Annotated in this window: 16 protein-coding genes; 8 read left to right on the top strand and 8 right to left on the bottom strand. The window is 67.3% G+C overall.

Annotated features, from left to right (window positions below; genetic code table 11):
* The first annotated feature begins 95 nt into the window (after positions 1-95).
* From AC3ITW_RS20320 to bfr, 3 genes are all read left to right on the top strand, one after another.
* Positions 96-716, top strand: coding sequence for an RNA pyrophosphohydrolase (locus tag AC3ITW_RS20320; protein WP_012512308.1), 621 nt, complete (start codon positions 96-98; stop codon positions 714-716).
* A 108-nt stretch (positions 717-824) separates the two neighbouring features.
* Entirely contained in the window at positions 825-1,034 is a 210-nt protein-coding gene (locus AC3ITW_RS20315) for a (2Fe-2S)-binding protein (RefSeq protein WP_012512307.1), read from the top strand.
* 144 nt (positions 1,035-1,178) lie between these two features.
* Positions 1,179-1,649 (top strand): bacterioferritin, encoded by a 471-nt coding sequence (gene bfr / locus AC3ITW_RS20310; protein ID WP_005419804.1) that lies wholly within the window; start codon positions 1,179-1,181, stop codon positions 1,647-1,649.
* A gap of 58 nt (positions 1,650-1,707) precedes the next feature.
* On the opposite strand, the gene AC3ITW_RS20305 is transcribed toward bfr, so the two are convergent.
* Genes AC3ITW_RS20305 through AC3ITW_RS20295 form a run of 3 tightly spaced genes read right to left on the bottom strand, consistent with a single transcriptional unit; the run spans position 1,708 to position 6,474 of the window.
* On the bottom strand, positions 1,708-3,924 hold the full coding sequence (locus tag AC3ITW_RS20305; RefSeq protein WP_485618024.1) for an ATP-binding protein: 2,217 nt from the start codon (positions 3,922-3,924) through the stop codon (positions 1,708-1,710).
* A 1-nt stretch (position 3,925) separates the two neighbouring features.
* A complete protein-coding gene (locus tag AC3ITW_RS20300) occupies positions 3,926-5,812 on the bottom strand; it encodes an EAL domain-containing protein (RefSeq protein WP_006398832.1) in 1,887 nt (628 codons plus the stop codon).
* 44 nt (positions 5,813-5,856) lie between these two features.
* A complete protein-coding gene (locus AC3ITW_RS20295) occupies positions 5,857-6,474 on the bottom strand; it encodes a DUF4126 domain-containing protein (RefSeq protein ID WP_006398831.1) in 618 nt (205 codons plus the stop codon).
* 179 nt (positions 6,475-6,653) lie between these two features.
* Between AC3ITW_RS20295 and AC3ITW_RS20290 the strand changes: the two genes are divergently transcribed.
* The 5 genes from AC3ITW_RS20290 (at position 6,654) to ampE (ending at position 10,387) form a co-directional block, all read left to right on the top strand.
* Entirely contained in the window at positions 6,654-7,397 is a 744-nt protein-coding gene (locus AC3ITW_RS20290; protein ID WP_489389884.1) for a DUF6776 family protein, read from the top strand.
* A gap of 4 nt (positions 7,398-7,401) precedes the next feature.
* A complete protein-coding gene (locus AC3ITW_RS20285) occupies positions 7,402-7,866 on the top strand; it encodes a bactofilin family protein (protein WP_006398829.1) in 465 nt (154 codons plus the stop codon).
* Between the two features lie 31 nt (positions 7,867-7,897).
* Positions 7,898-8,290 (top strand): iron-sulfur cluster insertion protein ErpA, encoded by a 393-nt coding sequence (gene erpA / locus AC3ITW_RS20280; RefSeq protein ID WP_154354852.1) that lies wholly within the window; start codon positions 7,898-7,900, stop codon positions 8,288-8,290.
* 157 nt (positions 8,291-8,447) lie between these two features.
* Positions 8,448-9,353, top strand: coding sequence for an NAD(+) diphosphatase (nudC, locus tag AC3ITW_RS20275; RefSeq protein ID WP_006398759.1), 906 nt, complete (start codon positions 8,448-8,450; stop codon positions 9,351-9,353).
* A 146-nt stretch (positions 9,354-9,499) separates the two neighbouring features.
* Positions 9,500-10,387, top strand: a complete 888-nt coding sequence (ampE, locus tag AC3ITW_RS20270) for a regulatory signaling modulator protein AmpE (protein WP_489389883.1) — start codon at positions 9,500-9,502, stop codon at positions 10,385-10,387.
* A 474-nt stretch (positions 10,388-10,861) separates the two neighbouring features.
* On the opposite strand, the gene AC3ITW_RS20265 is transcribed toward ampE, so the two are convergent.
* From AC3ITW_RS20265 to AC3ITW_RS20245, 5 genes are all read right to left on the bottom strand, one after another.
* Positions 10,862-11,287 (bottom strand): DUF2752 domain-containing protein, encoded by a 426-nt coding sequence (locus AC3ITW_RS20265; protein WP_006473646.1) that lies wholly within the window; start codon positions 11,285-11,287, stop codon positions 10,862-10,864.
* A 43-nt stretch (positions 11,288-11,330) separates the two neighbouring features.
* Positions 11,331-11,609 carry a CD225/dispanin family protein gene (locus tag AC3ITW_RS20260; RefSeq protein ID WP_005411298.1) on the bottom strand — a complete coding sequence of 93 codons (279 nt, stop codon included), beginning with the start codon at positions 11,607-11,609 and terminating at the stop codon, positions 11,331-11,333.
* Between the two features lie 34 nt (positions 11,610-11,643).
* Complete coding sequence (locus tag AC3ITW_RS20255; RefSeq protein ID WP_012512303.1) at positions 11,644-11,931, bottom strand: CD225/dispanin family protein; 288 nt, start codon at positions 11,929-11,931, stop codon at positions 11,644-11,646.
* Positions 11,932-12,113: 182 nt separating this feature from the next.
* Positions 12,114-14,003, bottom strand: coding sequence for an MFS transporter (locus AC3ITW_RS20250; RefSeq protein WP_012512302.1), 1,890 nt, complete (start codon positions 14,001-14,003; stop codon positions 12,114-12,116).
* A gap of 97 nt (positions 14,004-14,100) precedes the next feature.
* Complete coding sequence (locus AC3ITW_RS20245) at positions 14,101-14,895, bottom strand: SDR family NAD(P)-dependent oxidoreductase (RefSeq protein WP_012512301.1); 795 nt, start codon at positions 14,893-14,895, stop codon at positions 14,101-14,103.
* Between the last annotated feature and the right edge of the window lie 93 nt (positions 14,896-14,988).

The raw sequence follows: 14,988 nt of genomic DNA, 5'->3' as shown, positions 1-14,988 counted from the left end.
GTGTATCGACCCTGTCAACACTTTTGTGTCGTGCTTGTAGGCCGACAGACGGCATGGGATAGTCCCAACCAGTAGATTTTTTAGGAGTCCGCATCGTGATCGATCCGGACGGCTATCGACCGAACGTCGGCATTGTGCTGATGCGGCAGGACGGCCAGGTGTTCTGGGCACGACGCGTGCGCCGGGACGGTTGGCAGTTCCCGCAGGGTGGCATGAATACCGACGAGACGCCTGTCGAGGCCATGTATCGTGAACTGCAGGAAGAGACCGGCCTGCTGCCTGAGCACGTGGAAGTGCTCGGGGCAACGCCCGGCTGGCTGCGCTACAAGCTGCCGGCGCGGGCCATCCGCCGCAACGAGCGGCAGGTCTGCATCGGCCAGAAGCAGGTCTGGTTCCTGCTGCGCCTGACCGGTGACGAATCCCATGTGTGCCTGGACCACACCGACTCGCCGGAGTTCGACCACTGGCGATGGGTGGATTTCTGGTACCCGGTGGAGCACGTGGTGATGTTCAAGCGCGGCGTCTACGCACGTGCTTTGCGACATCTGGCTCCGCTGGCCCAGGGGGTGGCCGGGCAGGGCGTCACGGCCATGCCCAAGAGCGCTGCCGAGGCCTGGATGCCTGGCCACACGGCTGGCCACGATCGCCCGCGAAAGCGTCCGCGCAGCCGCGGCTACTGGCCGAAGAAGGCGCAGGGCGACGTCCCGCCGACGTAAACTGCTGAACGGTATCGAGAATGGTTCAGGTCTCTGATTGACAACCATTCTCGTTTCCATTGGAATAGCCAACAGGCCGCCTCTGGCCTGTCAGCCCGGTTCACGCCTGTGTACGTCTGCATCTGCAACGGAGTCACCGACCACCAGATCCGCGAAGCCGCCAGCCATGGCGTCACGTCGGTGGCCGAGCTGACCATGCGTACCGGCTGTGGCGCCACCTGCGGTTCCTGCCTGGACATGGCCGGCGAGCTGCTGGCCAAGGCGCACGCCACCCACGACCTGCCGTTGCCGGTGCTCGGCCTGGCACAGGTCGCCTGAGCGACTTCTTTCGCGGCGCATTGACGCCGCGCATTCGTTTCCTTCACTGCGTGCCGCACAGGCCAATGCGCACGATTCGCGTTCCTTCACCGGCGCGCGCAAGGCGCTAAAGTGCCTGCGTTTTCAGCGCGCAGGAGCACCCCCATGAAGGGCGACACCAAGGTCATCGAATTCCTCAACAAGGTCCTCTACAACGAGCTGACCGCGATCAACCAGTACTTCCTGCACGCCAAGATGCTGAAGAACTGGGGCATCAAGGAACTGGCCGAACACGAGTACAAGGAATCGATCGACGAGATGAAGCATGCCGACATGCTCGCCGACCGCATCCTGTTCCTCGAAGGCCTGCCGAACTTCCAGGCGCTGGGCAAGCTTCGCATCGGCGAGAACCCGACCGAGATCCTGCAGTGCGACCTGTCGCTGGAACGCGACGGCGTGGTCACCCTGCGCGAGGCCGTGGCCTATTCCGATTCAGTCGGCGACTACGTCAGCCGCCAGCTGTTCGTGAAGATCCTCGATTCGGAGGAAGAGCACATTGACTGGCTGGAAACCCAGCTTGACCTGATCGAGCGTATCGGTGAGCCGAAGTACCTGCTGAGCAAGCTGGAAGAGTGACCTGGCGTCGAGCTTGCTCGACTGTGATCAGCATGGCGACGGTCGAGCAAGCTCGACGCTACCGATGCTGTGCCAGGTAGCCCGTCAGCGCCACGCGCGCGCGGGCGAATTCCGCAACCAGCAGCGCCACCGCCACGGCGGGGCGCTGCAGGCTGCCGGCACGGGCTTCCTGCTCGATGCGCTGCGCGACCGCCGACAGCGACAACACGCCCACATTCGCACTGGATGATTTCAGGGTGTGCGCGAGCGCCTGCAGGCGCGGCTCGTCGCCGTTCTGGGCGGCCTGCTGCAGCTGCTGCACCATTGCGGGTGCATCTTCCAGGAACACCGCGACGATCTGGAGCGCGGCATCGCCGATCACCGCGTGCAGTTCGTCCAGAACACCGCGGTCAAGCACCGGCTGTGGCTTGGAGCCGACCCGGCTGTCATCGTCTTGTAGAGCCGAGCCATGCTCGGCTGATGGAGCGCGACTGCTATTGGCCGTCAGCCGAGCATGGCTCGGCTCTACAGAAGGCCGTGCAGGTGATGCAGCTCTACCGCCCCCCCAGCGCTGCAACAGCGCATGCAACGTGGCGCGCGCGATCGGCTTGGACAGGTAGTCATCCATACCGGCCTGCAGGCAGCGTTCGCGGTCACCGGCCATGGCATTGGCGGTCATCGCGATGATCGGCAACCGCGGGCGACCGGCTTCCATTTCCTCGGCGCGCCACTGGCGGGTGGCGGCGTAGCCATCCAGCACCGGCATCTGGCAGTCCATCAGCACCACGTCCACGCCGCCCTCGCGCAGCGCGAGCAGTGCCTGTTCGCCATCGCTGGCGTTGCGCACCTCGCACTGGAATACCCGCAGCAGCTGTTCGGCCACCATGCGGTTGACCGTGTTGTCTTCCACCAGCAGCACGCGCAGGTGCAGCGGCGGCAACGCCGCAGCCGGTTGCCCGTCTTCCGCGTTGGCCAGCAGCGCAGCCGGGCGCGCATGCGCCACCGGAACGGCCAGCAGCGCATGCAGGGCGGCATCGTCGAAATGGGCGGGCAGCTGGTGCTGGCGCGGGTGCGGCGGAAGCGCCTCGTCCTGCAGCCACAGCACCCGCAGTGCGTCGTCCTCGCCACGTTCGGCCAATGCCCGCTGCAGCGTCACCTCGCCGTTGCGGCGCGCACGTGCATCAACCAGCAGCCAGGCAGGTGCCTGCCGGCCAGGGCGCGGCACCGCGCGCAGGCGTTCGACCAGTGCATCTAGTTGCGGCAGCGGCTGAACCTGCAGGCCATGGTGGGCCGCGACGCGCTCGACGCGTGCCTGCAGCGTGGCATCGGCACTGAACAACAGCAGCGCTGCGGGTGTGCGCGCCATCGCGGGCAGATCGCCGGGTACCTTCAGCAGCGGAATCTCGAACCAGAACGTGGCGCCCTGGCCCGGCGTGGACTGCACGCCGATGCGGCCCTGCATCAGGTCGATGATGCGCTTGCAGATGGCGAGGCCCAGGCCGGTGCCACCATAGATGCGGGTAGTCGAGGCATCGGCCTGGCTGAAGGACTGGAACAGTCGCGCCTGCAGTGCCTGGTCGATACCGATGCCGGTATCGGTGATCTCGAAGCGCAGCTGGTGTTGCGCGGCACCTTCGCCCAGCCGCTGCACGCGCAGCTGCACCTGGCCACGCGCGGTGAACTTGATCGCGTTCGCAAGCAGGTTGCTCAGCACCTGGCGCAGGCGCACCGGGTCACCACGCACTGGCAGCCGTACCGACGGGTCCAGCTGCAGGCCCAGTACCAGGCCCTTCGAATCGGCGGCGCGCTGCATCAGCTGCACCACGCCATCGAGCAGCTCGCGCAGGTTGAAGCTGGTGATCTCCAGTTCCAGCGCCTGCGCTTCCAGGCGTGAGTAATCGAGGATGTCGTCGACGATGCGCAGCAGCTGCTGCGAACTGGCCGAGGCGGTGGCCAGCATTTGTCGCTGGTCCTCGCCCAGCGGTCCACGTGCGATCAGCTCCAGCATCGGCAGGATGCCGTTGAGCGGGGTGCGGATCTCATGGCTCATCGTGGCCAGGAACTCGCCCTTGGCCAGCACCGCCGCTTCGGCGGCCTGCTTGGCCTGCAGCAGCTGCTGTTCCAGCTGGCCCTGGCGTTCGGTGGTGCGGCGCAGCTGGTCGCGCTCGCTGGCCAGTACGCTGCGCTCGCGCTGCAGGCTGGCCAGCGCACGGTTGCGCGTGCGCAGGCGCAGGCCCATCAGCAGCACGATGGCGGCCGCAGCAAGGGCAACCAGCAGCGCGCCCCACAGCGGCACGTCAGAGCACCGCGTTGTGGAAGTCGAAGTTCAGGTCACTGCCGGCCGACTGCACCATGTTGCCCTGGATGTAGTCGACGCCACCGACCCACATCGCGGCGGCGGCCTGCGGGTCTTCGATCTGCTGCCCGATGATCTGCAGGCCGGCGGCATGCGCCTGCTCGATCGCCCTGCGCAGTTCTTCGCGGGTGGCCGGGTTGGCATGGCTGCTGGAGAAGCGCGCGGCCATGCGCACGAACGACAGCGGCAGCTGGGTCAGCAACGCATCGGCGTCGGCACTGGGTTCGAACTGGCTCAGGCAGAAACGCACGCCGGCGCCGGCCATGCGCTGGCAGAACTGCTGCAGTGGCACGGTGTGGATCAACGCGTCGGGCAGGCGTACGTCGATCACCAGCGCACTACCGGGCAGGTCGCGCCGCTGCAGCGATTCCAGCAGCCAGTCGGCGAAGGCATCGCGCTGCAGGGTACGCAGTGACTGCGAGACGAACAGGTTCAACGGTTGTGTGGCATGCCGGTACAGATCGAGCAGGCCCAGCGCATGGTCCATCACCTGCTGGTCGAGATCAGCGATGCGGCCTGCCGCTTCCGCAGCCGGAATCACCTGGCCGGCCGCCAGTACCGTGCCATCGGCCTGGCGCAGGCGCAGCAGCAGCTGGTACTGCGCGGTGTTGCCACCGGCGACGGCGACGATCGGCTGGTACGCCAGTTCCAGCTGGCCTTCCAGCAGGGCCAGGTGTTCCTGTTCGGTGATCGCCTGGCGATGCACATGGCCGGCGACGCCGGCGCTGAGCAGCCGCGCCTGCAGGGTGGTGCGTTCGACCGCTTCCAGCGCGCTGTTGGCATCGTCGAAGCCCGGCGACATCGGCGCGTAACCGACCACGCCGCGCAGGTGCACCGATTCGTCGTCGCGGATCACGAAGGCCCGCGCCGACAACTGCTCGCGCAGGGTCGCGGCGATGCCTTCGAGGCTGTCTTCGTCAGCACTGCGGGCCAGCAGCAGGAAACTATTGTCGTTCAAGCGCGCCAGCAGGTGCGGATGACCGGCCTCAGCCAGGCGCTGCCCGGCCTGCACCATCAGGCGCTCGAACGCGGCATAGCCGTAGCGCTCGCGCAGGCCCAGCGCGCTGGCCACTTCAATGAAGAACACGCCCCCGTGGTCGCGGTGGGCGAGCGCGGTGTTGAGCTGCTGCAGCACGTGGTGGCGGGTCGGCAGGCCGGTTTCCGGATTGCTGGTGGCCGGTGCGCCGGTAGCACCGGGCAAGGTTGCGGCCTGGGCACGTGCGCGGCGGATGCGGTTGGCCACCGCCGCGATCAGGTGGCGGGGGCGGATCGGCTTGCTCAGGTAGTCATCGGCACCACTGTCGAGCACCTCGAACTGGCGCTCCGGGTCCGGATCGCCACTGAGGAACACGATTGGCAGCAGCTGCAGGCCAGGCTGCTGGCGGATCAGCGCGGTCAGGCGCATGCCGTCCAGGCCGGGCAGGTGCAGGTCCATCAGGATCAGATCGGGGCGATGTTCCTTGATGGCCTGCAGCGCGCCATCGGCATCGCTGTGCACGATCGCCTGCATCCCGGCACCGTGCAGCACGCTCTGCGCGAACAGGGCCTGGGCGCGGTCATCCTCGACGATCAGCACGCGGTAGGGCGAATCGGAGGGCGGCGGTGCCTGGTCGTTGTTGCCTGCTTCAGCCAGTGCGCCCGGGCCGGGCAGCGGCGGCGGTGCGCTGCCGATCGTCGCCGGCGTGTCGACTGTGGCCAACGACGGCGTTGCCGCCGGTGCCACTACGACCGCGCTTGCCGGGTCAGCGGCCCAGCGTTGCCAATGATCGGCCGGAGGGGTTTCAGCGCGTCCCGGGCGGGCGCCCGCGGGGGATTCGTTTGCGGCCATCGGTGCTCCTGGTGTTCGCGTCCATTATGCGACAAGCCCGACGTTCAACCGGTGCCGGGCTGTCGCGGACCGTCTGCGGAGACGCCGCGCGCCAGCCAGCGCACGCCTTTCCACAAGGTGCGCCAGACCATCCACACCAGCAGGGCACCGGCCAGGCTGCAGGCCAGCACCACGATCAGCGCGATCCACGGGTGTGCCAGGGCCAGGGCCAGGCCACCGATCACCACGGTGTCTTCGGCAGCGGAGGCAACCCAGTTGCTGGCTGGTTCCGGCGAGGTATTGAGCAACGCGCGGGTGCCGGCCTTCAGGCCATGGCTGGCCAACGCGACACCGGCGCCGGCAGCAAGCGCGCCGGTGCCCAGCTGCCCATCGGGCGACAGCGTGGCGGCGGCGAGGAAGGCGCCGGCAGGCACGCGCGCGAGTGTCTGCACCAGGTCCCAGGCCGAGTCCACGCCGGGAATCTTGTCGGCGAAGAACTCGGCCACGGCCAGCGCCGCCGAGGTGCCCAGCACCCACCATGACTCAGTGGCCTGCAGGGCGGGTGGGAGATCGACCCAGCCGAGCAGGCCGGCCAGGCCGACGCCGAACACGGTGAGGTAGACACGGATACCGGCCAGCCAGGCCAGCAGGATGCCGATCACGAACAGGTGGGCTTCGGTCATGGCGATGCTCCGGCGGCGGAACTGTGCAGGGGGCCACACTATCGGTGATGGCGTGCCTGAACGCCACAGACCGCCGCCGCTCCCTGCGCAGGAAACCCACCTGTCCTGTCATACACTAGCCCGTCGTTTGCCACAGGGGCCGTATCGGTGTCGCCCTCGCGATGCCCCGGAAACCACCCATGAACAACCGCCCTCCCATGCGCGTGCAGGTGCGCCTGCCCGGCGCGCCGCAACCGCCGATGGACCGTCGCCGCCTGCTGGTGATCGGTGGCATCTGGCTGCTCAGCCTGGTGCTGGCCGCGCTGGGTGGCTGCTGGATGGCCACGCCGCGCGATGCGCAGGGCCAGCGCCAGCAGGCCGCCGAGAAGCGTGCCGAGGGCCTGCAGACGCAGCTGACCGAGCTGCGCCAGAAACAGGCCACGCTGGAAGCCTCCGACCGCATCAGCCGCGCCGCCAACACCGAGGTGCAGTCCTCGCTGGCCGAGCGTGACGAAGAAATCGCCGGCCTGCGCGCCGACGTCGCCTTCTACGAGCGCCTGGTGGGTTCAACCAGCCAGCGCAAGGGCCTGAACACCCATTCCATCGAGTTCAGCCCGGAAGCGGCCGGCACCTGGCAGTACACCGCCGTGCTGACCCAGAACCTCAACCGCGGTGCCATCAGCCAGGGGCAGATGCGCTTCACCGTGGAAGGCGTGAAGAACGGCAAGCTGGCCACGATCAGCTGGGATGATCTGCACCAGCGCAGCAAGGTGCCGGGACAGGATTACTCGTTCCGGTACTTCCAGCAGATCAGCGGCAGCGTGATGCTGCCGGCTGACTTCACCCCGCAACGCGTGCGGGTGACATTGGGGAGTGGTGCGGGGGGCACCACCCAGGTATTCGACTGGAAACAGGCCGGTGCGCCGGCCGCCAAAGGGGAGTAGGCAGATGTTCGGAAGCAGCAAATCCAACCGTGAAGGCCAGCTGGTGGTGGATGCCCTGATCGGCAACCAGGTGGTGATCCGCGGTGATGTGGAATTCAGTGGCGGGCTCTACGTGGAAGGCCGCATCCATGGCAAGGTGATCGCCGCCGAAGGTGCCAGTGGCGCGACCCTGACGGTCGCCGAGCATGGCGTGATCGAGGGTGAGATCCGTGCCCAGGTGGTCGTCATCAGCGGTCGCCTCGACGGTGACGTGCATGCTACCGAGAAAGTCGAACTGACCCCGAGCGCGCGGGTCAACGGCAATGTCCATTACCAGGTGGTGGAGATGAATGCGGGTGCTCAGCTGAACGGCCGCCTGATCCATGCCAGCGCCCCGATGGCGGCCCTGCCGGCCCCGGAAGGTGATGAGGCCAATGGCGGCAAGGGTGACACCGCCGCGCGCCGCAAGCTGGCCGAGGCGATGGCTTGAAAGCCATCGTCGGCACCCCCATGCTGAGGCCATGAGCACGCTAGTCTCCCTGCCCGGCGCCAGCCAGGCCGCCGCGCCCGATTACCAGTCGCTGGAGCGCCCGCTGAACTTCACCGAGTCGGCGGCCGCCAAGGTCAAATCCCTGATCCAGGAAGAGGGCAACCTCGACCTGGCCCTGCGCGTGTATATCGAAGGCGGTGGCTGTTCGGGCTTCCAGTATGGGTTCGAGTTCGACGAGAACCGTGCCGAGGACGATCTGGCGGTGCAGACCAGCGGGGTGACCCTGCTGGTCGACCCGCTGAGCCTGCAGTACCTGATGGGCGCCGAAGTGGATTACACCGAGAGCCTGACCGGTGCCCAGTTCGTGATCCGCAACCCGAACGCCAAGACCACCTGCGGCTGCGGCAGCAGCTTCAGCATGTAAGAACCCTGTGGCCTGCATGTGCCAACCAGGGTTGGCACCTACCAGAGCGGATCAGTAGATCCACGCCATGCGTGGATGGTCCTTCCTGCAACCACACCGGCAGATTGCGCACAGCGCCGACCTTGCCACCTGCATCGATTGGCGGCACGCTTGCCGGATGCCCAATACTTCTTCGCCGCTTTCCGGTTTCGCCTTCGTTGGCGAACCGCTGGAGCGCGCCGATGCCCTGCGCGACGATGCCGATGCACTGGCGCGCCTGTGGCCGGGCGCGCGCATCCTCGTGCTCGACCAGGACGGTACCGCCTTCACCGGCGATGACGACCAGCCACTGGCGCTGACCGGCGCCGACATCGGCGGTGGTCCCGGTGCCGCAGTCTTCCTCGGCCTGCGCGGCGAGCAGGCCTGGTTCTCGGTCGAAGCCGCCAGCGTTACTGTTGCCGCGCCGCGCCGGCTCGACCTGCGCCAAGCCGCGCTGCTGTGGTCGATGGCCGATGCGACCGCCTTCAGCTACGCCCGCGGCATGTCCTACTGGCATTCGCGCACCCGCTTCTGCGGCGTGTGCGGCGGGGCCGTGGCGTTCTCCCGTGGCGGCTTCGTCGGCCGCTGCGCGCAGTGTTCCACCGAGCACTACCCGCGGGTCGACCCGGCGGTGATCGTGGCGGTGGAGAACCAGGGCCGGCTGCTGCTGGGCCGGCAGTCGAACTGGGCACCGCGCCGTTACTCGGTGCTGGCCGGCTTCGTCGAACCCGGCGAGACCTTCGAACAGACCGTAGTGCGCGAAGTACACGAGGAGAGCAAGGTGCGGGTGAGTGCCTGCCAATACCTCGGTTCGCAGCCGTGGCCGTTCCCGGGCGCGCTGATGATCGGCTTCCGTGCACAGGCGCAGGATGACCTGCCGACCGTGGACGGAGAGCTGGAAGATGCGCGCTGGTTCAGTGCCGACGAGGTCGGCGCGGCACTGGCACGTGATGTCGAGGACGATGGCCAGGGCATCCGCCTGTCGCCGCCGATCTCGATTTCGCGGGGCCTGATCGAGCACTGGTACCGCCAGCAGCGGGGCTGATGGCGAGGGGCTGCAAGGCTTGCGCTGATGCCAGCATTGCCGCCACCTGAACACGCCTCGGGTTACAGTGCGATCCACCGCGGGAGGCGTCGCTGCGACAGGTAAGGTAGCGACGCCTAGCGTTCTGTTTCGTAGGGAGACCTGCCATGTTCACCACTCTGGCCGCCGTGCTGGTAGCACTGGCCCTGGGCCATGTGGCCCCGGCCGCTGCCGCTTCGCTGCGCCGTTTCGACGGCTTCCGGCGCTGGCTGGGCTGGCTGGACGCGCGGGGTGGCAAGGCCTGGCAGGGGCCGGCAGGCGTCGCCCTGGCGCTGCTGCCGCCGCTGTTGCTGATGGCGCTGCTGGCGTGGCTGCTGCGCGGCGTGCTGTTCGGCCTGCCATCGCTGCTGCTGGGCGTGGCGGTGCTGGCGTGGTGCTGGGGCCCGCGCGACCTGGACCGTGATATCGAAGCGATCATCGATGCCGATGACGCGGCGAGGCGCCAGGCCGCGGTACGCAACCTGCAGGCGGCCGGTGGCAGCCTGCGTGAGGACATTCCGTCACTGGTCGAGGCGACCGTACTCAACGCGCTGCGGCGCTGGTTCGCGGTGCTGTTCTGGTTTCTGCTGCTGGGCCCGGCCGGTGCGCTGGGCTACCGGTTGCTGGCACTGATGGCGGAAAGCCCGATGCGCGCCCGCGTGCCGGTGGAGCCGCTGGCGCTGGCGCAGCGCCTGCTGGGCTGGATCGAGTGGCCGGTGGCGCAGCTGATGGCGTTCTCGATGGCGCTGGTGGGCAACTTCGATACGGCGTGGAAGGCCTGGCGCCAGGCCCATGGCGAACGCCTGGCCGGTGACATCGGCTTCCTCGGCGCGGTGGCGCGGGCCAGTGTCAATGCTGAGCTGCGCGAGGACGCGCACGATTACACCGAGGCGGGATTGTTGCCGGTATGGCAGCGGCTGCCGGACCTGCGTGATGCGATGAGCCTGGTGTGGCGGATGCTGCTGCTGTGGCTGGCGATCCTCGCCCTGCTGGTGATTGCAGGCTGGGTGACGTAGTGGCTTTTGCAGGGCTTGCAGCCCTGCACCTGCAGAAGCAACAGCAACAGCAGCTTTGGATTGCTGATGGTTGGGCGGGGCGGTGTGGGGCTGCAGGACACGCCGTAAACCCGTCCTTGGGGGCTCGATGGCGCCATCCATGGCGCCAACGGTCCTGCAGCCCCACACCGCCCCACCCCCGACAGTTTCCCGGTGACGGTTGTTCTGTAGAGCCGAGCCATGCTCGGCTCCGAGCAAGCGCAGCGAAGCGATCCGCTTTCGCTTTTGATCTTCTCTTTCTTTCCCGTGGTGGACGCGCACGGAAACTGTCCGTGGCCGGGCGGGATGGGTTTGCGGGGGTGTCCGCGGCATGGATGCCGCGGCCAAGCCTCCACGGACGGATTCACGGCGTCCCCCGCAAACCCATCCCGCCCGGCCAACCCCATGATCGACAAACGTCGCCCACCACGAGGGGCTGCGCCGTTGGCTGAAAACCTAGATCGGTGCCAGCGCAGTGAACGGTGCCCACGGCAGGTTGCGCAGCAGCGCATACCCGGGCAGCACCCAGAGCCAGAACACGGGATTGGCCAGCACCCGCATCAGCGGGTCGAGCACACGGGGGCGGATGCCGGCGATGTTCAGCAGCATCAGCAACAGGAACGGCAGGCTGATGACCAGCAGCGGGTTCATCGCCATCGCGCCGGGCAGATCGAAATGGACCAGGGAATACAGGCAGCGGGTGCTGCCACAGCCCGGGCAGTACAGGCCGGTCAGCGCGTACAGCGGGCAGCTCGGCAGGGGATTGCCGGCGACATACGGATTGACGTTGCGCAGCACCACCGTGGCACCCACGGCCAGGCCGGCGGAGACCAGCAGCGGTGCCCAGCGGGCGAGTCGGGAACGAGCGGGAAGCGCGGACATGCAACAACGGATCCGGCGCAGGCGCCGGATCCGTCCAGGCGTATCAGTAGCCGCTGTTGCTCATCGCGCCCATGCCGCCGAGCACAACGAAGAACAGCACGTACAGCACGACCAGCACGGCCCAGGCGATGGCCGACCAGATGGCCCACTTCTTGGCCTTGGCAGCGGAGTCCTGGGCACCGGCAATGTCGCCAGCAGCCAGCTTGCCGTTGACCTGTGCGGCGTAGACGATCGACACGATGCCGGCCGGCAGGCAGCAGAACAGGGTGGTCAGGATGGCCCAGACCAGGTTGTTCGGGACCTGCGGAGTAGCAGTATTCATGGGTTCAAGCTCCTTGATGGGTGGTGGTGGTGAATCATTGGTCGGAAAGAGCGCCCAGTACGGCCAAGCCGCCGAACAGCCCGAACCACAACAGCAACAGGACCGGCAGGGACACGGCCGAAGCCACCGCCCACCAGCCCGCCTTGCGCGACGCGCTGTAGGCCCCCGGGAGGTCGCCAGCCGCGCGGCGGCCATCGACCTGGGAGGCATAGACGATCGACACCACGCCCAACGGCAGGCAGCAGAACAGCGTCGTCAGGATCGCCCAGACCAAGTGGTTGGGGATGTAGACCGGACGGCTGAGCGGTGGTGGTTGATTCAAAGCGAGACTCCATTCCTTGGTGGCCGGCCGTGATGAATCGGCCGGACCTCCCCCCTGTGGGTGCGTAATCTACCGCAACCGGCGTTGCATGTATGCGTTTACAGTCACGGCATGTCGCGTACGCCACTGGACGGTGACGTATGTGGGGGAGTTCGCCGCGCCCGCGCGGCGGGCCTATCTCGTCAGGCGTGATCGCCGCGCAGGGCCCGCACCTGGGCATCCAGCACCGGGGCGGAGGTGGTGTGGCCATCCACCGCCGGCGCCGCGACCACTTCGATGGTGGCGCGGAAACGGCGCGGTACGCGCATGCGGCCCAGCCGGGTATCACGTCGGCTCCACATGCTCGACCACATGCCGCGCAGCGCCATCGGCACCACCGGCACCGGCCGCCGTTCGAGGATCTTCTCCACCCCGGACTTGAACGGTGCCATCTGCCCGTCACGGGTCAGCGCGCCCTCGGGGAAGATGCACACCAGCTCGCCTTCGGCCAGCGCCGCGTCGATTTCGTCGAACGCGCGCTGCATCAGCGCCGGGTCCTCGCGCGCGCCGGCGATCGGGATCGCCTTGGCGGTCCGGAAGATCCAGCGCATCACCGGAATGTTGAAGATCTTGTAGTACATGACGAAGCGCACCGGGCGCGGGATCGTCGCCGACAGGATCAGCGCGTCCATGTAGCTGACATGGTTGCAGACCAGCAGCGCGGCGCCTTCGTCGGGTACGTTGGCCTCGATGCCGTGCGGGCGCAGCCGGTACAGCGTGCGCACCATCACCCAGCTGAGGAAGCGCATCAGGAATTCGGGGACGATGGTGAAGATGTAGATCGCCACCAGTGCATTGGCGATGGCCAGCGCCAGGAACTGCTGCGGAATGGTCCAGTGCAGCAGCTTGTGCGCAGCCAGTGACAGCAACGCGGCGCCGACGATGAAGCCGGAGTTCTGGATGTTCAGCGCGGCGAACACGCGTGACATCTGCGCCTTCGGCGTGCGGCTCTGGATCAGCGCGAACAGCGGCACCACGAAGATGCCGGTGAACAAGCCGATGCCGATCAGGTCGATGACGATACGGATGCTGCCAGGCTGCTGCAGGAACGGGCCGATGGCCAGCCCGTGCACGGTCGCCTCGCCGCTGCGGGCGAAGTACAGGTCGAGCAGGAACGCGGTCATGCCGAACGCACCGAGCGGCACCAGGCCGATTTCCACCGTCCGCGCCGACAGCTTCTCGCACAGCAGGGAGCCAACGCCGGTGCCGACCGAGAACAGGGCCAGGGCGAAGATGTACAGGGTCGGTTCGCCGCCGAGGTTGGTCACCGCATAGGCCGGCAGCTGCGAGGTCAGCACGGTACCGACGAACCAGAACCAGGACACGCCCAGGATCGCGTTGCGCACTGCCTTCTGCTGACGCGCCATGCGCAGCACCGCCAGCGATTCCGGCAGTGGGTTCCAGTTGATCTTCAGGTTCGGGTCGCCAGCATCGACCTTGGGAATCAGCCGCGCGGCGATGTTGCCGCAGATCGCCAGCGCGATGATCGCGCACGCCGCCACCACCGTACCGTGGCTGCCGGCCACGGTGAACACCAGGCCGCCGACGATCATGCCGGAGAGGATCGACATCGAGGTGCCCATCTCGACCAGGCCGTTGCCGCCGGTCAGCTCTTCGGGCTTCAGCACCGACGGCAGCACCGAGTACTTCACCGGGCCGAACAACGTCGACTGCATGCCGGTACAGAACAGCGCGATCAGCAGCACCGGCAGGCTCTGGGTGAGGAACCCGGTGGCCGCCAGCGACATGATCACGATCTCCATGCTGGTGGTGATCACGATCAGCCGCGATTTTTCCAGTTTGTCGGCGATCTGCCCGGCCAGTGCCGAGAACAGGAAGTACGGCAGGATGAAGATGGCCGGTGCCAGCGTGGCGTACAGCCCCAGTTCTTCCTCCGGCACGGCCATGAACAGCAACATGCTGATGATCGCCTGCCGGTACACGTTGTCGTTGAACGCACCGAGCGCCTGCACGACGAAGAACGGCAGGAAACGGCGCTGGCGCAGCAGGGCGAACTGGTTGTGACCGGACATGGAGCCTCCTTGACCGGCGCAGCCTAGCATTCCTGCCTATCCGCTGTGGGTGCGGACCTGTGGGTGCGGACCGTTGGTCCGCACACTTTGAAAGGCCTCAGACGATATCGTCGACCACGCCGCCATCCACGCGCAGCGCTGCACCGGAGGTGGCCGAAGCCTGCGGCGAGGCCAGGTACACCACCATGTTGGCCACTTCCTCGACCGTGGCGGTGCGCTGGATCAGCGAAGACGGCCGGTGCGCCATCACGAACTCGCGGCCGATCTGCTCCAGTGGCTTGCCACTGCGCTGGCGTTCATCTTCGAACATCGCCGCGAAACCATCGGACAGGGTGGGTCCGGGCAGCACCGCGTTGACGGTGACCCCACTGCCGGCCACGCGCTTGGCCAGGCCGCGCGACAGCGACAGCTGCGCGGTCTTGCTGACCCCGTAATGGATCATGTCGGCGGGAATGTTGCGGGCCGACTCGGAGGAGATGAACAGCACGCGGCCCCAGCCGGCATCAACCATCGCCGGCAGCAGCGCCCGCGACAGGCGCACGCCGGACATCACGTTGGTCTGCCAGTAGCGCTCCCAGGTCGCGTCGTTGGTTTCGAAGAAGTCCTCGGGGCCGAAGATGCCGGCGTTGTTGACCAGGATGTCGACCTTGGGCAAGCCGGCCAGCAGCGTATCGACACCGGCCGCATCGGACAGGTCGGCTGCCACGCCAAGCACATCGGCGCCTGGAACGGCGTCGAGCAGGCGCTGGCGGGCGCGCTCGACGCTGTCGGTGCTGCGGCCATTGAGGATGACCCGCGCTCCGGCGACGGCCAGTCCCTGGGCAATCGCCAGGCCGATGCCTGCGGTGGAGGCGGTGACCAGCGCGGTACGGCCGGTGAGTTCGATCTTCATGGAGGAATCCGGGGCAGGGGATCGCCCAGTATCCGCGCCAGCGCGTGATCGGGATGCAGCACTGGATGCAACATGATGTTGCGTTGGCGGTAG

The organism is Stenotrophomonas sp. KH_052 (assembly GCF_057838755.1).
Note: the sequence above shows the minus strand (reverse complement) of the source record. Positions and strands in the feature narration are given on the sequence as shown.